11 protein-coding genes are annotated in these 15,025 nt (G+C 73.7%); 8 read left to right on the plus strand and 3 right to left on the minus strand.

Annotated elements, in window-relative coordinates; genetic code table 11:
* The first annotated feature begins 465 nt into the window (after positions 1 to 465).
* The 7 genes from ACIRPX_RS11150 (at position 466) to ACIRPX_RS11180 (ending at position 9,458) form a co-directional block, all read left to right on the plus strand.
* A complete protein-coding gene (locus ACIRPX_RS11150) occupies positions 466 to 2,658 on the plus strand; it encodes a DEAD/DEAH box helicase (RefSeq protein ID WP_404191551.1) in 2,193 nt (730 codons plus the stop codon).
* 146 nt (positions 2,659 to 2,804) lie between these two features.
* On the plus strand, positions 2,805 to 4,010 hold the full coding sequence (locus tag ACIRPX_RS11155; protein WP_404191554.1) for a DUF4190 domain-containing protein: 1,206 nt from the start codon (positions 2,805 to 2,807) through the stop codon (positions 4,008 to 4,010).
* Positions 4,011 to 4,157: 147 nt separating this feature from the next.
* Complete coding sequence (locus tag ACIRPX_RS11160; protein ID WP_404191557.1) at positions 4,158 to 4,910, plus strand: GntR family transcriptional regulator; 753 nt, start codon at positions 4,158 to 4,160, stop codon at positions 4,908 to 4,910.
* A gap of 353 nt (positions 4,911 to 5,263) precedes the next feature.
* Positions 5,264 to 5,455 (plus strand): SPOR domain-containing protein, encoded by a 192-nt coding sequence (locus tag ACIRPX_RS11165; protein ID WP_404191560.1) that lies wholly within the window; start codon positions 5,264 to 5,266, stop codon positions 5,453 to 5,455.
* Positions 5,456 to 5,508: 53 nt separating this feature from the next.
* A complete protein-coding gene (locus ACIRPX_RS11170) occupies positions 5,509 to 5,919 on the plus strand; it encodes a (deoxy)nucleoside triphosphate pyrophosphohydrolase (protein WP_404191563.1) in 411 nt (136 codons plus the stop codon).
* A gap of 98 nt (positions 5,920 to 6,017) precedes the next feature.
* The gene (locus ACIRPX_RS11175; RefSeq protein ID WP_404191566.1) at positions 6,018 to 6,446 is read left to right on the plus strand and encodes an ATP-binding protein; all 429 of its coding nucleotides are present in this window, start codon (positions 6,018 to 6,020) and stop codon (positions 6,444 to 6,446) included.
* Positions 6,447 to 6,752: 306 nt separating this feature from the next.
* Positions 6,753 to 9,458 (plus strand): SpoIIE family protein phosphatase, encoded by a 2,706-nt coding sequence (locus ACIRPX_RS11180; RefSeq protein WP_404191569.1) that lies wholly within the window; start codon positions 6,753 to 6,755, stop codon positions 9,456 to 9,458.
* A gap of 18 nt (positions 9,459 to 9,476) precedes the next feature.
* On the opposite strand, the gene ACIRPX_RS11185 is transcribed toward ACIRPX_RS11180, so the two are convergent.
* Positions 9,477 to 11,054, minus strand: a complete 1,578-nt coding sequence (locus tag ACIRPX_RS11185; protein ID WP_404191572.1) for a hypothetical protein — start codon at positions 11,052 to 11,054, stop codon at positions 9,477 to 9,479.
* A gap of 116 nt (positions 11,055 to 11,170) precedes the next feature.
* Here ACIRPX_RS11185 and ACIRPX_RS11190 point away from each other — a divergent pair, with 116 nt between their 5' ends.
* Entirely contained in the window at positions 11,171 to 12,283 is a 1,113-nt protein-coding gene (locus tag ACIRPX_RS11190; protein ID WP_404191575.1) for a hypothetical protein, read from the plus strand.
* Between the two features lie 19 nt (positions 12,284 to 12,302).
* Here the strand turns inward: ACIRPX_RS11190 and ACIRPX_RS11195 are convergent, their stop codons facing one another.
* Together ACIRPX_RS11195 and ACIRPX_RS11200 are read right to left on the minus strand one after the other, a co-directional pair.
* Positions 12,303 to 13,073, minus strand: a complete 771-nt coding sequence (locus tag ACIRPX_RS11195; protein ID WP_404191578.1) for a succinate dehydrogenase/fumarate reductase iron-sulfur subunit — start codon at positions 13,071 to 13,073, stop codon at positions 12,303 to 12,305.
* Positions 13,070 to 15,013 carry a fumarate reductase/succinate dehydrogenase flavoprotein subunit gene (locus tag ACIRPX_RS11200; protein WP_404191581.1) on the minus strand — a complete coding sequence of 648 codons (1,944 nt, stop codon included), beginning with the start codon at positions 15,011 to 15,013 and terminating at the stop codon, positions 13,070 to 13,072. Before ACIRPX_RS11200 ends, ACIRPX_RS11195 begins: the two co-directional genes overlap by 4 nt.
* Between the last annotated feature and the right edge of the window lie 12 nt (positions 15,014 to 15,025).

Below are 15,025 nucleotides of genomic sequence, written 5' to 3' on the forward strand. Positions count from 1 at the left end.
CCCGTCGCGGGTGATTGAGCCGCTTCCCGTCGCCGGCGTCTGTGCGGCCTCTCGCGGCGGGCGAGTGCGCCGGCTCCCGCCGTGCGCGAGGGAGCGGCTTCCCGCCGTGGGCGATCGTGTGGCGTTCCGCCGTGGGTGGCTGAGCCGCTTCCCGCCGTGGGCGATCGTGTGGTGTCCCGTCGCGGGTGATTGAGCCGCTTCCCGTCGCCGGCGTCTGTGCGGCCTCTCGCGGCGGGCGAGTGCGCCGGCTCCCGCCGTGCGCGAGGGAGCCGCTTCCCGCCGTGGGCGATCGTGGGGTGTCCCGCCGCAGGCGACCGCGCCGCTTCCCGTCACGAGCGCCTGCGCCGCCTCCCGCCGCAGGCGACCGCGCCGAGGGCGGATGAACCGGACGTACGCCACCGCTCCGGTTGTCGTACCCCGGTGCCAAGATGTGCGTACCGGGACGGGCGGCGCGGGAGGGGTGGCATGGCGCAGGCGGGGGAGGTGCGGGAGCCGCCCGTGGGGCGGCGGGCCCGGGAGCTGTGCACGCGGGGCACGCGGCTGCACGACGCCGCCCGCACCGTGCTCGCCGATCACGCCCGCGCACTCGACGCCGTCCGCTCCGCCCTGGCCCCGCTCCGGGACGAACTCGTCGTCGAGGAGCTGGCGTCCATCCCGATCGGCCGGCTCAAGGACGCCACCGAGGGCCGACTGCGCCTCGCGGCGGTCGAGGCGGCCGGGCTCACCTCCGTGCGCGCGGTGTACGAGGCCAGCCGCTACGAGCTCCGGCAGATCCCCGGGGTCGGCGCCCAGACCGCCGACCAGGCCCTGGCCGCGGCACGGCAGATCGCCCGGGCGGTGCAGGAGACCGTCACCGTCCGCATCGACGTCGACCGGCCCGAGCCGCGCACCACCGCGCTGGTCGTCGCGCTGCACCGCCTGGTCGAGGCGGGGCCCGAACTGCGCCGGGCCGTGGACACCGCGGAGCAACTCGACCGCAGGCTGCGCGAGTTGCTCCCCGCCGCCCGCCCGGCCACCGGCCGGCTGCGGCTGGCCCTCACCGGGCGGCGCCGCAAGCAGGCCGCCCTCGCGGCGGCGGCGGAGCTGCGCGCGCTGACCGACGAGGCCAGAGACAGGGGCACCCGGCTCCAGCTGACCCAGGCCGCCACCGACCTGCTGCGCGGGCCTGCCTCCGACATCGAGGCCTGGGTCGACTTCGAGCTGCGCTCCGCCGAGTACTACAGTCAGCTCGCCGAGGTCTCCGAGCACCGCACGGACGAGGCCGCCGCCGAGGGCTTCCTGCCCTCCGAGGTGGCCGAGCGGGTGCACGCCCAGCCGCTGGACGACACCCACCGCCGGGTCTCGCTGCGCGGGTACCAGTCCTTCGGTGCCCGATTCGCGCTCGCCCAGCGCCGGGTCGTCATCGGTGACGAGATGGGGCTCGGCAAGACCGTCCAGGCCATCGCCGCGCTCGCCCACCTCGCGGCCGAGGGGCAGACCCACTTCCTGGTGGTGTGCCCGGCCGGCGTCCTCATCAACTGGACGCGGGAGATCCGCTCCCGCAGCACCCTGCGCGCGGTGCAGGTGCACGGTCCGGACCGGCAGGACGCGTACGCCGCCTGGCGCGAGCGCGGCGGTGTCGCGCTCACCACCTTCGACCTGCTGCACACGCTCCCCGCGCCGGACGGCACCCCGCCGGGCATGCTCGTGGTCGACGAGGCGCACTACGTGAAGAACCCCGTCACCCGCCGCGCCCGCTCGATCGCGAGCTGGACGCGGGCCTGCGAGCGCGTCCTCTTCCTCACCGGCACCCCCATGGAGAACCGCGTCGAGGAGTTCCGCGCCCTGGTGCGCCTCCTCCGCCCGGAGCTGGTGCCCGGCATACGCGACAGCGACGCCGTCGCCGGCCCGCACGTCTTCCGAAGATCGGTCGCGCCCGCCTACCTGCGCCGCAACCAGCAGGACGTGCTCACCGAGCTGCCCGCCCTGCTCCAGGTCGACGAGTGGGAGGAGCTCGGCGCGGCGGACCAGGACGCCTACGGCACGGCGGTCGCCGCGGGGAACTTCATGGCGATGCGCAGGGCCGCGTACGCCGACCCGGAGACGTCCGCGAAGCTGCAGCGGCTGCGCGACCTGGTCGCCGAGGCCGCCGAGAACGGCCTGAAGGTGGTCGTGTTCTCCTACTTCCGCGAGGTCCTCGCCACCGTCCGGGACACCCTCGGCAAGGGCGTCTTCGGCCCGATCTCCGGTTCCGTCACCGCCGTCCGGCGCCAGCGGCTGGTGGACGACTTCGCCGCCGCCGACGGGCACGCGGTGCTGCTGGCGCAGATCGAGGCCGGCGGTGTCGGCCTCAACCTCCAGGCCGCGTCCGTGGTGATCCTGTGCGAGCCGCAGGTCAAACCCACCCTGGAACACCAGGCCGTGGCCCGCGCGCACCGCATGGGCCAGATCCGCCCGGTCCAGGTGCACCGCCTCCTCGCCACCGACAGCGTCGACGAACGCCTGCTGCGCATCCTGGAGAACAAGGACCGCCTCTTCGACGCTTACGCCCGCCGCAGCGACGTCGCCGACGCCACCCCGGACGCGATCGACGTCTCGGACCCGGGCATCGCGCGGCGCATCGTGGAGGAGGAGCAGCGCAGGCTCGCGGGTGCCGGGGACACGGCCTCGGATTCCTGACCCGGGGCCCACCGTGCGGCCAGGCCGTTCACCGCGGACGACGGGTTCCGCGATCACCGTTCCGTCCCCGCTCACCGCACGCATACCATGCGCCCAGTCGTACGCCGGTCCAGTGCGTCAGTGTCCGAAGCAGGAGCACGGTGCCCGTGTCCACACCTCCGCCGCCCGGGCCCCACCAGCCACCCGGGCCCTCCGGGCCGTACCGGCAGGGCGGGGACCCGTCGTGTCCCCAGGGCCCCCACGGCGCTCCGGGGCCGTATCCGTACCGGCCCTGGGGCCAGGGCTACAGCCCGGTCAACCGCCCGGTCCCGGTCAACGGCGTCGCCATCGCCTCCCTGGTCCTCGGCATCCTCTGCTTCGTCCCGGCCGTCGGGCTGGTGCTCGGCGTCGTCGCGCTCGCCCAGATCCGGAAGCGGGGCGACCGCGGCAAGGGCATGGCCGTCGCGGGCTCGGTCCTGTCCACCGTCGGGCTCGCGCTGTGGGCGGTGGCGCTGGCCACCGGCGCGCACTCCTCCGTCTGGTCCGGCGTCAAGGAGGCCGCGGACCGCCACGGCAGCGCCTACTCCCTCGCCGAGGGCGACTGCTTCGACGCGCCGGGCGGCTCCCTGGAGGGCACGGCCTACGACGTCGACAAGGTGCTCTGCGACAAGCAGCACGACGGTGAGGTCTTCGCCGTGTTCCGGATGAGGGGCGGCTCCGCCTACCCGGGCGACGGCAAGGTCGCGGACATCGCCGACGCCCGGTGCTACGCGCTGCGCTACGGCTACGCCATGGACGCCTGGGCGGTGCCGGACCACGTCGACGTGTACTACATGACGCCGACCCGGGACAGCTGGGGATTCGGCGACCGCGAGGTCACCTGCCTGTTCGGCAGCACCGGCGAGGCGGCCGGCCTGACGGGTTCGCTGCGCAACGACGAGCGGAGCCTGGACGCCGACCAGGTCGCTTATCTCAAGGCGGTCGACGTGGAGGACGCCGCCCTGGACCGGCAGCCCGTGGACAGCCCCGACGACGACCTCCGGGGCAGCCGCGAGTGGGCCGGGCAGATGTCGGCCGCGCTCGCCCGGGAGACCAGGCTGCTGCGCGGCCACACCTGGCCGGCGGCCGCCGGGAAGCCGGTCGCCGAGGTCGCCGCGAACGTGGCGGCGGGCCGCAAGGAGTGGGCCCTGGCGGCGAAGGCGACCGACGCGGACGGCTTCTCCGCGCACTACGACCGCGCCATGGTGCTCGCGGACCCCGACACCTCCGTCACCGCACGCAAGGCTTTGGGCCTGGCCACGACCCCGCCCGTGTCCGGCGACGGGAGCGGCGGACGGGACGACGGAGGCGGTGGTTCGGCACTCGATGTGTGATCGCCGTCGGAGTGGGGAGAAAGTGCCTGGGTGAAGCCCTCCCCACACACATGTCACTACATCGAGTGATTCTCTGGCCTTTACTTGCACCGCAGAACCCACGGTTGCCACGCTGTTGCTGTCTGTACAACCTGATGGGAGCGGCCAGTGACTTTCGGTGAGCAGCCGGCGTACCTGCGCGTCGCGGGTGATCTCCGCCAGAAGATCGTCAATGGCTCGCTGCCGCCGCACACCCGTCTCCCCTCCCAGGCCAGGATCCGCGAGGAGTACGGCGTCTCGGACACCGTCGCGCTGGAGGCCCGCAAGGTGCTGATGGCGGAGGGCCTGGTCGAGGGCCGCTCGGGTTCGGGGACGTACGTCCGCGAGCGCCCGGTGCCCCGCAGCGTCGCCCGCTCCGGCTACCGCCCGGCCGGCGGGGCCACGCCCTTCCGCCAGGAGCAGGCCGACGGCGACGGGCGCGGCACCTGGGAGTCGAGCAGCGCCCAGACCGAGGCCGGCGCCTCGGTCGCCGAGCGCCTCTCGCTCAAGCCCGGCGACCGCGTGATGTGCACCAGATACGTCTTCCGGGAGGCCGGTGAGGCGATGATGCTCTCCACCTCCTGGGAACCCCTCGCGGTCACCGGCCGCACCCCCGTGATGCTCCCCGAGGAGGGCCCGCTCGGCGGCATGGGCGTCGTCGAGCGCATGGCGGCGATCGACGTGATCGTGGACAACGTCACCGAGGAGGTCGGCGCCCGCCCCGGCCTCGCCGAGGAGCTGCACGCCCTGGGCGGTGTCCCCGGTCATGTCGTCCTCGTCATCCAGCGGACGTTCTTCGCCTCGGGCCGTCCCGTGGAGACCGCGGACGTCGTCGTCCCGGCCGACCGCTACCGCGTCGCGTACCACCTCCCAGTGAAGTAGCGCACACCCTCACGGCGACGGGCCCGGGCGCCCCCGCGCCGCGACTCCGGACGGGCGCCCCCGGAGCGCGCCCGTCCGCCGGTTGATTCTGGCCGTTCTCGCAGGTCGCTCCCGCCCATGTCCGACATGCCCCTGACCGGACGCGTCGTCGTCCCGGCACGGCGCACTCCCTGTCGTGCGCCCCCTGGGGCCTGGCCGGTTGCGTACCTCCTTGTGAGAAGTCGTATTCGCTGCGTAAAGGTTAGGCGTAGGCTCAGGCATATGCGGATTGCGGTTTCCTTATCGGGTGGGGCACGGCGCGCACCGCGGACGGGCGGCGGTCGGGCCAGGACGGGAAGGAGCGGTGGGGCGTGATGAACGACAGCACGATCACACTTCCCTGGCTCGTCATACGGCAGGACGACAACGGCAATCGCTACCGCGTGGGCAGGTACGCGACCAGGGCCGAGGCCCAGAAGATCGCGGACAGTCTCGACCGCCGTGAGCACAAGCAGCTGTACTGGGTCGAGCGCATCGGCCAGAACGGAGACGCCGCCCGCGCCTGACCGGCCCGTGCACGGCTCCGCGAGCGGACCCCCGGTCCCGTAGGCTCCCGCGCATGACGGAACGGATCGTGGTGGTGGGAGCCGCTCTCTTCGACGGCGGCCGCCTGCTCGCCGCGCGCCGGAGCGCGCCCGCCGAGCTGGCCGGCCGCTGGGAGTTGCCCGGCGGCAAGGTGGAGCCGGGCGAGACGCCCGAGGCCGCCCTGGTGCGCGAACTGTGCGAGGAACTCGGCGTCGAGTCCGAGACCGTCGAGCGGATTCCGGGGGAGTGGCCCCTGAGGTCCCCGTACGTCCTCCAGGTGTGGACCGCCCGGCTGCACCCCGGCTCCGCCGGCCCCCGGCCCCTCCAGGACCATGACGCACTGCGCTGGCTCGCCCCCGAGGAGATCTGGGACGTGGACTGGCTGGACCAGGACGTGGCCGCGGTGCGCGAGGCGACCGCGGGACTCGACGCCGGGACGCGCTGAGCGCCCCCTCCCGCGCTGTTCGCGCCACAGTGCGCCGTGCCCGACGGTACTGGCTGCCGGATATCGGGTATGTGGCCCTTAACCCCACGAAACCGGACATGGGCGGGCTTGGCTGGGAAGTGATCGGCGTGATCGACACCGAAGACGGCTGCGCCGAGTGGAGCTTCCCCGCACAGCCGGGTGCCGTTGGCAAGGCCCGCGCCGCCGTCCGTGACCAGCTGCACACCTGGGAGCTCGATGTCCTCGGCGATCTCGCCGCCCTGCTCGTCAGCGAGCTGGTGACCAACTCCCTGCGGCACGCCACCGGACCCATCGGCCTGCGCCTCGTGCGCCCCGCGAATCTGGAGGACGTGCTGCTGGTGGAGGTCTCCGACCCCCTCCCGGACCCGCCGCGCGAACGCGTGGCCCGCCCCGAGGACGAGAGCGGACGCGGACTTCAGCTGGTCGCCCTCGCCTCGCGCCGCTGGGGCACCCGGCCCGGCGAGGCGGGCAAGACGGTGTGGTTCGAGCTCGCCGTGCCGGGCTGAGCGGACCCGGCGTCCGGCCCCGCCGTGCGCTGTGCGAACGGCCGCGGACCGTCCGCGGAGGCTGTACGCGGTTCGTGATCGCGTACAACGGCCGGTTCAGGCCGCCGGCAGGGTGCGACGCATGTGATTCGACGAGGTGTTGGCTGGTTAGAAGACTGGAAGTGTTGTCGCAGCCGGGACCGAAAACCGTCGGGACCATGCTGTGATCGTGAACACCGTGTTGTGCGGCGCCGTAGTGCTGGATACTGCGGGCAGCCGCCCCCGGTGACCGATGCCGGACGCGGTGAGCTGGAGGGGACGGTTCGCGTGAGCGAGATACCAGCGAAGGCCACGGAGTCCGAGGACCCGTCGGACGGCGCGAGGACAAAGGCCGCGGACGGGACCGCGGCCGGCGCGCCGGGCGGCACGGCGGGCGGGGCGGGCATGCCCGCCCACGAGGAGCCCCACGCCCCCCGCGCGGGGGGCCGGGACACCGGCCTCGGTGACGACGCGCCCGCCGGTGACGCCATGTGGCAGAGCAGCCCGCCCGGTTCCATGTACGACTACATCAAGGTCGCGTCCTTCTCCATCGGCCCCGACGGGCTCGTGGACCAGTGGAGCCTGCGCGCCGAGCAGCTCTTCGGGATCTCCGCCGGGCACGCGGTCGGCATGGACCCCATCGAGGCCTTCGTCGACCCCGGCCTGCGTGAACAGGGCCAGCGCAAGATGGCCGAGATCCTCGACGGCCGGGAGTGGACGGGCGTCGTGCCGTTCCGTACGCCGAGCACGGCCGAGGACGGCGGCGGGCGCGAGGCCCTCGCCGAGGTCTACGTCATGCCGACGCGGACGGAGGACGGCGAGAAGGCCGCCGTCTGCATCGTGGTCGACGTCCGCACGCTGCGCCGCATCGAGACCGACCTCGCCGCCTCGCAGTCGATTTTCGGTCAATCTCCCTTCGGCTTCCTGCTGATCGACCCCGATCTGCGCATCCGGCGGGCCAACCAGCAGTTCGCCAGCACGTTCGGCGGCACGCCCGACGACCACCGCGGCCGCGGCGTCCACGACTATCTGCGCAGCCCGGAGGCCGAACGGGTCTCGGCGACCCTGCGCCGGGTCCTGGAGACCGGCGACTCCATCACGGACATGCACGTCACGGGCTTCGTGCCGGGCTCGGACGACCGGCGTCACTGGTCCATCAACCTTTACCGCGTGCACAGCGGCTCCGGCCGCCCCATCGGCATCGCCTGGCTCGGAACCGACATCACCTCCCGCCGCGCGGCCGCCCGCGAGGCCGCCGCCGCGCGGCGCAATCTCGCCCTTCTGAACGAGGCCGGGGCCCGCATCGGCAACTCCCTGGACCTGGAGACCACGGCCCGCGAACTGCTCGACGTCGTCGTCCCCGGCTTCTGCGACCTCGCGACGGTCGACCTCTACCAGGGGCTGCTCGCGGGCGACGAGACACCGCCCGGACTCGCCGACAGCAGCGCGGAGCTGCGCCGGGTCGCGTTCGCCAGCGCGGTCTCCGACGCGCCCTTCGTGGGCGGGGGCGCGCCCGTCGCCGTGGGCGCCGTCCACCACTACCCCTTCAACTCCCCCTGTGCGGACGCCCTGCGCACCGCCCGGCCCCGGCTCGTGCCCGCCGAGGAGGGCGGTCTCGTCCAGTCCACGCTGGCCGTGCCCATGGTCGCCCACGACACCGTCGTAGGACTGGCGCAGTTCGCCCGGACCAAGGGCAGCGAGCCGTTCGGGGACCGGGACCGGGATCTGGCGGTGGAGCTCGCCGCGCGGGCGGCCGTGTGCATCGACAACGCGCGGCTGTACCGGCGGGAGCACGAACGCGCGCTGATCCTGCAGCGGTCGCTGCTTCCGCCCGGCGACCCGGTGGCCTCCGGCCTGGACATCGCCTGCCGCTATCTGCCCGGCGCCTCCTCCGCGGACCGCCCGAGCGAGGTCGGCGGCGACTGGTTCGACGTCATCGAACTGCCCGGCCACCGGACGGCGCTGGTGGTCGGGGACGTGATGGGCCGCGGGCTGCGCGCCGCGGTGGCGATGGGCGAACTCCGTTCCGCGGTGCGGACGCTGGCGCTCCTCGACCTCGAACCGGCGGAGGTGCTGAGCGCGCTGGACGAGATCGCCCGCGGTCTCGGCGCCCCCGGCGGCGTCCAGCAGGCGACCCGGTCGGCCCGCCGCCCCCGGGAGGCGGACCTCTCCGAGGTGTACCTCGCGACCTGTGTCTACGCGGTCTACGACTCCGTCACCCGCCGCTGCACCTTCGCCAACGCGGGGCATCTGCCGCCCGTGCTGGTCGAACCCGGCGAGGACGCGCTGATGCTGGACGTGCCGCCGGGCATGCCGCTCGGTGTCGGGGGCGAGCCCTTCGAGGAGGTGGAGGTCGAACTGCCCGAAGGCGCCCTGCTCGCGCTCTACACGGATGGACTGGTCGAAAGCCGCGATCACCCCCTGGACGAGGGCCTGCAGGCATTCGTCGGGGCGCTCACGGACCCCAGCCGCCCCCTGGAGGACGTCTGCGACCACGTCCTCAACACCCTCGACACCCACCACGGCGAGGACGACATCGCGCTGCTGATGGCCCGGGTCCAGGGCCTGCCCACCGACTCGGTCGGCGACTGGACGCTGCCGCGCGAGCCGCGCAGCGTGGGCCGGGCCCGCGAGTACGCCCGCGGCCAGCTGCTGTCGTGGGATCTCGAACCCCTGGTGGACACCACGGAGTTGCTGGTCAGCGAGCTGGTCACCAATGCCCTGCGCTACGGCGAGGGCGAGATAAGGCTCCGGCTCCTGCTCGACCGCACCCTGGTCTGCGAGGTCTGGGACTCCGGCCTGGTCCAGCCACGCCGCCGCCGCGCCCGCGACACCGACGAGGGCGGCCGCGGCCTGCAGCTCGTCGGTCTGCTCAGTGCCGCCTGGGGCTCGCGCCGCACACCGCGCGGCAAGACGGTCTGGTTCGAACTGCCGCTGCCGGACGGGGAGACGGGGCTGGCCGATCCGGCGGAGGCTCTGCTGAGCCTGTTCTAGGAGGTGTCGCGAGCGCCCTCAGCCGGGCTTCCCCCGGCGGGCGCGGGTGCGCGGTCCGCCGAAGCTCGCGGGCGGGCCGCCGTCGGGGCCTCCGCCCAGGAGGACTCCGCCGACGACGGCTCCGGCGGCACCGCTCGCGTGCTCGGCCGCGCCGGCGATCGGATTGCCGTAGATCCGCACGTCCTGCTCGGCCAGCGCGAGGGCCTGGCGGGCCAGGGCGTCGGCGGCCCCCGGGTCGGGGGGCTCGGCGCCGAGCAGTCGTTCCGCCTCGGCCAGCCGGGTGCGGGCGGTGCTGCCCAGGGCGCCCCGGTGCGCCGCGACGAAGCCGTCGGCGAGGGCGACGGCGCTGCGCGCGGCGAGCAGCGCGCCGGCCGGCAGTGCGCCGGCCCGCCCGGTGGCCAGCGGCGCGACGGCCCCCGTGATCTTCCGCAGCGCGTCGAGCGGGTCGTACGGCCCGGCGGTCACCTCCTCCCGTACGGCGGTCAGGACCAGGTCGGCGCGCCCGGCGAGGGCGTGCAACTCGCCCGTGGGGAGGGCCGTGTCCGAGGTCCTCGCGGTGTCGAGCTCCGCCTCCGCGCCCGTCAGCGCGGCCGGCACCAGCTCCGCGGCGGCCGTCAGATCCGCGGCGAGGCGCTCGACACAGGTCACCAGGACGTCCGCCTGGGCGGTCGCGCCCTCGGCGGCGCGCAGATGACGGGCCGCGCCCTCGCCGTCCCCCGCGTCGGCGCGCTGGCGGGCCTGGTTGAACCCGACCGTGGCGAACACCAGGCGGTCCTTGGCCTGTTCGACGTGACCGGTGACGGCGGCGGTCGCGGCGGGACCGTACCGTCCGGTGGCGCCGGCCAGCGCCGTCTGCGCGGCCGCGGTGCGCGCGGTCAGCTCGCGGAACCGGGCCTCGGCCGGCTCCAGCGCGGCGGCCGGGCCGCCCGGCGCGGGCGCGCGCAGCAGGTCGAAGGCCGCGGCCTCCGCGTCCAGCCGCCGTCCCGCCTCCCGGCACCGTCCGACGACCCCCGCGAGCGCGTGCCGCCGGGACGCCTCGTCCTGCGGGACCCCGTCGTCGTACTGCTGCCGCATCCGGAAGGCGGCCGCCAGCTCCGATCCCGCGTCCCGTACGGCCAGGGCGAACGGTGCCACGGCGTCGGCACCGCACTGCGCCTCGGCGAAGCCGAGCTCCTCCCGGCTGGTGCGGACGCAGTCGTCCGCCTCGACCAGGGCCGCCCGCGCGCGTTCGTCGTCCTCGGAGAGCGGCCCCGCGGCCGGGACGGCGGGGACGACGGCGCCGCCCGGCGTCGTACGGGTCCGGGCCCGCCGGGTGCGGCGCACGTACCCGTAGCCCGCGAGCACGCCCACCACGATCACCGCCACCAGCGGCAGCAGCAGCGCGGTGGCCGACGTCTCGTCCTGCTCGGCCCCGGCGGCGCTCGGGGCGGAGGGGGCCGCGCGGGTGGCCGGAACCGGCACGTGGTGGTTGATCGTCATCCAGGGCAGCACCAGCCACACGACCCCGGCGATGCCCCCCACCAGGGCGTGCGCGACCCGCGCGGATATGTGGGAGGCGGCCCGCCGCGGCCGGCCCCGGATCAAGGGTGGCGTCACATTTCGGAGCGTATGAGCAGGAATGCGGGTGCGCGACCGGGATACGTCCGGGGTGGGGCGGTGGCGGCCCGGGGAGACGGACGAGCGAGACGGCGGACGGCGGAGGGGGAGCGGCCATGGAGCCGACGGCGCAGACGGCGGGGGAGCCGGCCGCCGAGGAGGAGACGGCGGCGCGGGCCGCGACGGACACCGCGCCCCACGACCCCGCGGCCGCACGCGGGGCGAAACGGCGCCGCAGGCTCGGACGCGCCGCCCTGGCTCTGGTCCTGCTGCTCCTCCTCCCGGTGCTCGCCGCCGAGCTGGCGCTGCGCCTGAACTACAACGGCGATCCGGCGGCCGGCACGCACACCAGGAACCGGGACGCGATCTGGCTCGGCCACGCCTGGGTCGACGGCCGCAGGACGGACGCGGACGTCACGGCCCTCGCGCGCCGCCTGAGGAACACCGGCATCCGCGACCTGTACGTGCACGCCGGCCCGCTGGAACACGACGGCACCCTGCCCGCTTCGGACTACCCCGGGGCGCGCCGGCTCATCGGCGCCGTCCACCGGGCGGCCCCCGGCATCCGCGTCCAGGCCTGGCTCGGGGACGTGCTCGCGAGCGAGGGGCCCGACGGAATGCGGCTGGAGCGGCCGGCGACCCGGGCCGCCGTGGTCACCTCCACCCGGCAGGTCCTGGCGGCAGGCTTCGACGGCGCCCACTTCGACCTCGAACCCCTGCACTCGGGCGACCGCGACTACCTGGCCCTTCTCGACGCCCTGCACAGGGTCACCGCGGCCGCCGGCGTCCCGCTCTCCGTCGCGGCCCACCAGATCGACCCGCTCCCCGCCTTCCACTCCCTCTGGGGCACGCTCACCGGCCATCCCAAGTGGTGGTCGCAGGCGTACTTCGGCCAGGTGGCGCGCCGCGTCGACCAGATCGCCGTGATGTCGTACGACACCATGCAGCCGCTGCAGAGCCTGTACGGCGGCTACGTCGCCGAGCAGACCTCGCTCGCCCTGGAGGTCACCCCGAAGTCGACGGACCTCCTCATGGGCCTGCCCTTCTACCACGAGAACCGCTTCGGTCACCGGGCGCGCGCCGAGACGGTCCCCGCCGCCGTCCGCGGGGTTCGTCTCGGCCTCTCCCGCACGGACGCGGGCCGCGAGAACTTCGGCGTCGCCCTCTACGTCGACTTCGCGGCCACGGAAGGCGACTGGTCGGCCTACCGGGAGGGCTGGGTGCGCTGAGCGCGGGCTTCGGCCCGCGTCAGGTCTGCCGCCTCCTGATCTTCGATCCCAGCCACACCAGCGGGTCGTACTTGCGGTCGACCGCCCGCTCCTTGAGGGGGATCAGCGCGTTGTCCGTGATCTTGATCCCCTCGGGGCAGACCTCCGTGCAGCACTTGGTGATGTTGCAGTAGCCGAGGCCGTGTTCGTCCTGGGCGGTCTTCTTGCGGTCCAGGCCGGTGTCGGCGGCCGCGTCCAGCGGGTGCATGTCGAGTTCGGCGACGCGCATCAGGAAGCGCGGTCCGGCGAACGCCTGCTTGTTCTCCTCGTGGTCGCGGACCGCATGGCAGGTGTCCTGGCACAGGAAGCACTCGATGCACTTGCGGAACTCCTGCGAGCGGTCCACGTCCTCCTGCATCATCCGGTACTCGCCGGGGGCGAGTCCGGCCGGCGGCACGAAGGCCGGGACCTCACGCGCCTTCTGGTAGTTGAAGCCGACGTCGGTGACGAGGTCGCGGACGACCGGGAAGGCCCGCAGCGGGGTGACCGTGATGGTCTCCTCCCGGGTGAACACCGACATACGGGTCATGCACATCAGGCGCGGCCGGCCGTTGATCTCCGCCGAGCACGAACCGCACTTGCCCGCCTTGCAGTTCCAGCGCACGGCGAGGTCGGGGGCCTGGGTGGCCTGGATGCGGTGGATGATGTCCAGCACCACCTCGCCGTCGTTGACGTCGACCGTGAAGTCCTCCAGGCCGCCGCCCTTCGGATCGCCCCGCCATACCTTGAAGCGGGCCTCGTAGCTGCTCACTCGTACAGCTCCTCTTCGGCGAGGTACTTGACCAGCTCCTCCTTGTCGAAGAGAGCGAGCAGGTCGGCGCGGATGGGATCGGTGGTCTCCCGGGTGAGGGTGATCTGACCGCGGACCGGGTCCGTGGCCGCCAACCCGCCCGTGGGGTCGGTCAGTCGGCACAGCAGGTTGACGTTGCGCCACGTGCGTTCCATGTCCGGGTGGTCCTCGCGGGTGTGGCCGCCGCGCGACTCCGTGCGCTCCAGCGCCGCCCGCGCCACGCACTCGCTGACCAGCAGCATGTTGCGCAGGTCCAGTGCGAGATGCCAGCCGGGGTTGAACTGGCGGTGGCCCTCGACACCGGCCCGGCGGGCCCGTACCCGAAGGTCCGCCAGCTTCTCCAGGGCCTGTTCCATCTCGCCCTCGCGGCGGATGATGCCGACCAGGTCGTTCATGGTCTGCTGGAGCTCCTGGTGCAGGGTGTACGGGTTCTCCGGCGGGCGGCCGTCGTCCTCGCCGGGTGCCGGGCCCTCCGCGGAGAACGGCCGCAGGGCCTCCGCCGCGGCCGCGTCGACCTGGACGTCGTCCACCGGCGGACGCCCGCCCGCCGACCCGGTCGCGTACTCGGCCGCGTGCCAGCCCGCCCGGCGCCCGAACACCAGCAGGTCGGACAGGGAGTTGCCGCCCAGCCGGTTCGATCCGTGCATGCCGCCCGCGACCTCACCGGCGGCGAACAGCCCCGGCACCCCGCGCGCCGCCGCCGAGTCGGAGTCGACCGCGATGCCGCCCATCACGTAGTGGCAGGTGGGGCCGACCTCCATGGCCTCCGCCGTGATGTCCACGTCCGCCAGCTCCTTGAACTGGTGGTACATGGAGGGCAGCCGGCGCTTGATGATCTCGGCGGGCATACGCGTCGACACGTCGAGGAACACCCCGCCGTGCGGGGAGCCGCGGCCCGCCTTCACCTCGGAGTTGATCGCCCGGGCGACCTCGTCGCGGGGGAGCAGCTCGGGGGGACGCCGGTTGTTGTCCGGGTCCTCGTACCAGCGGTCCGCCTCCTCCTCCGACTCCGCGTACTTCTCCTTGAAGACGTCGGGGATGTAGTCGAACATGAACCGCTTGTCCTCGGAGTTGCGCAGCACCCCGCCGTCGCCGCGCACGGACTCCGTGACGAGGATGCCCTTCACCGACGGCGGCCAGACCATGCCGGTCGGGTGGAACTGCACGAACTCCATGTTCAGCAGCGGCGCTCCGGCGAGCAGCGCGAGCGAGTGCCCGTCCCCCGTGTACTCCCACGAGTTCGACGTCACCTTGAAGGACTTGCCGATGCCTCCGGTCGCGATCACGACGGAGGGGGCCTCCAGCACCATGAAGCGGCCGCTCTCACGCTCGTAGGCGAAGACGCCGGAGACGCGTGAGCCGTCCTTCAGGATCCGGGTGACCGTGCACTCCTGAAAGACCTTCAGGCGGGACTCGTAGTCGCCGGTCTCCTTCTTGTCCTCCTGCTGGAGCGAGACGATCTTCTGCTGGAGCGTGCGGATCAGCTCGAGTCCGGTGCGGTCGCCGACGTGCGCCAGGCGCGGGTACTCGTGGCCGCCGAAGTTGCGCTGGGAGATCCGGCCGTCCTTCGTGCGGTCGAACAGGGCGCCCCAGGTCTCCAGTTCCCACACCCGCTGCGGGGCCTCCTGGGCGTGCAGCTCGGCCATCCGCCACTGGTTGAGGAACTTGCCGCCGCGCATCGTGTCGCGGAAGTGGACCTGCCAGCTGTCGTGCTCGTTGGCGTTGGCCATCGCCGCGGCGATGCCGCCCTCGGCCATCACCGTGTGCGCCTTGCCGAACAGGGACTTGCAGATGACTGCCGTGCGGGCTCCTCGCTCGCGCGCCTCGATGGCGGCACGCAGTCCGGCGCCCCCGGCACCGACCACGACCACGTCCCACTCCTGGCGGTCGACCACGGACATCACAAGGCCCCA

This window comes from Streptomyces sp. NPDC101225 (genome assembly GCF_044767585.1).
Lineage (GTDB): Bacteria > Actinomycetota > Actinomycetes > Streptomycetales > Streptomycetaceae > Streptomyces.

What these genes read in the sequence shown, in the direction of transcription:
- ACIRPX_RS11170 (WP_404191563.1), top strand. Translation starts at nt 5,509, where the DNA reads ATGACGGAACGGATCGTGGTGGTGGGAGCCGCTCTCTTCGACGGCGGC.
- ACIRPX_RS11175 (WP_404191566.1), top strand. Translation starts at nt 6,018, where the DNA reads ATGGGCGGGCTTGGCTGGGAAGTGATCGGCGTGATCGACACCGAAGAC.
- ACIRPX_RS11150 (WP_404191551.1), top strand. Translation starts at nt 466, where the DNA reads ATGGCGCAGGCGGGGGAGGTGCGGGAGCCGCCCGTGGGGCGGCGGGCC.
- ACIRPX_RS11165 (WP_404191560.1), top strand. Translation starts at nt 5,264, where the DNA reads ATGAACGACAGCACGATCACACTTCCCTGGCTCGTCATACGGCAGGAC.
- ACIRPX_RS11190 (WP_404191575.1), top strand. Translation starts at nt 11,171, where the DNA reads ATGGAGCCGACGGCGCAGACGGCGGGGGAGCCGGCCGCCGAGGAGGAG.
- ACIRPX_RS11200 (WP_404191581.1), bottom strand. Translation starts at nt 15,013, where the DNA reads ATGTCCGTGGTCGACCGCCAGGAGTGGGACGTGGTCGTGGTCGGTGCC.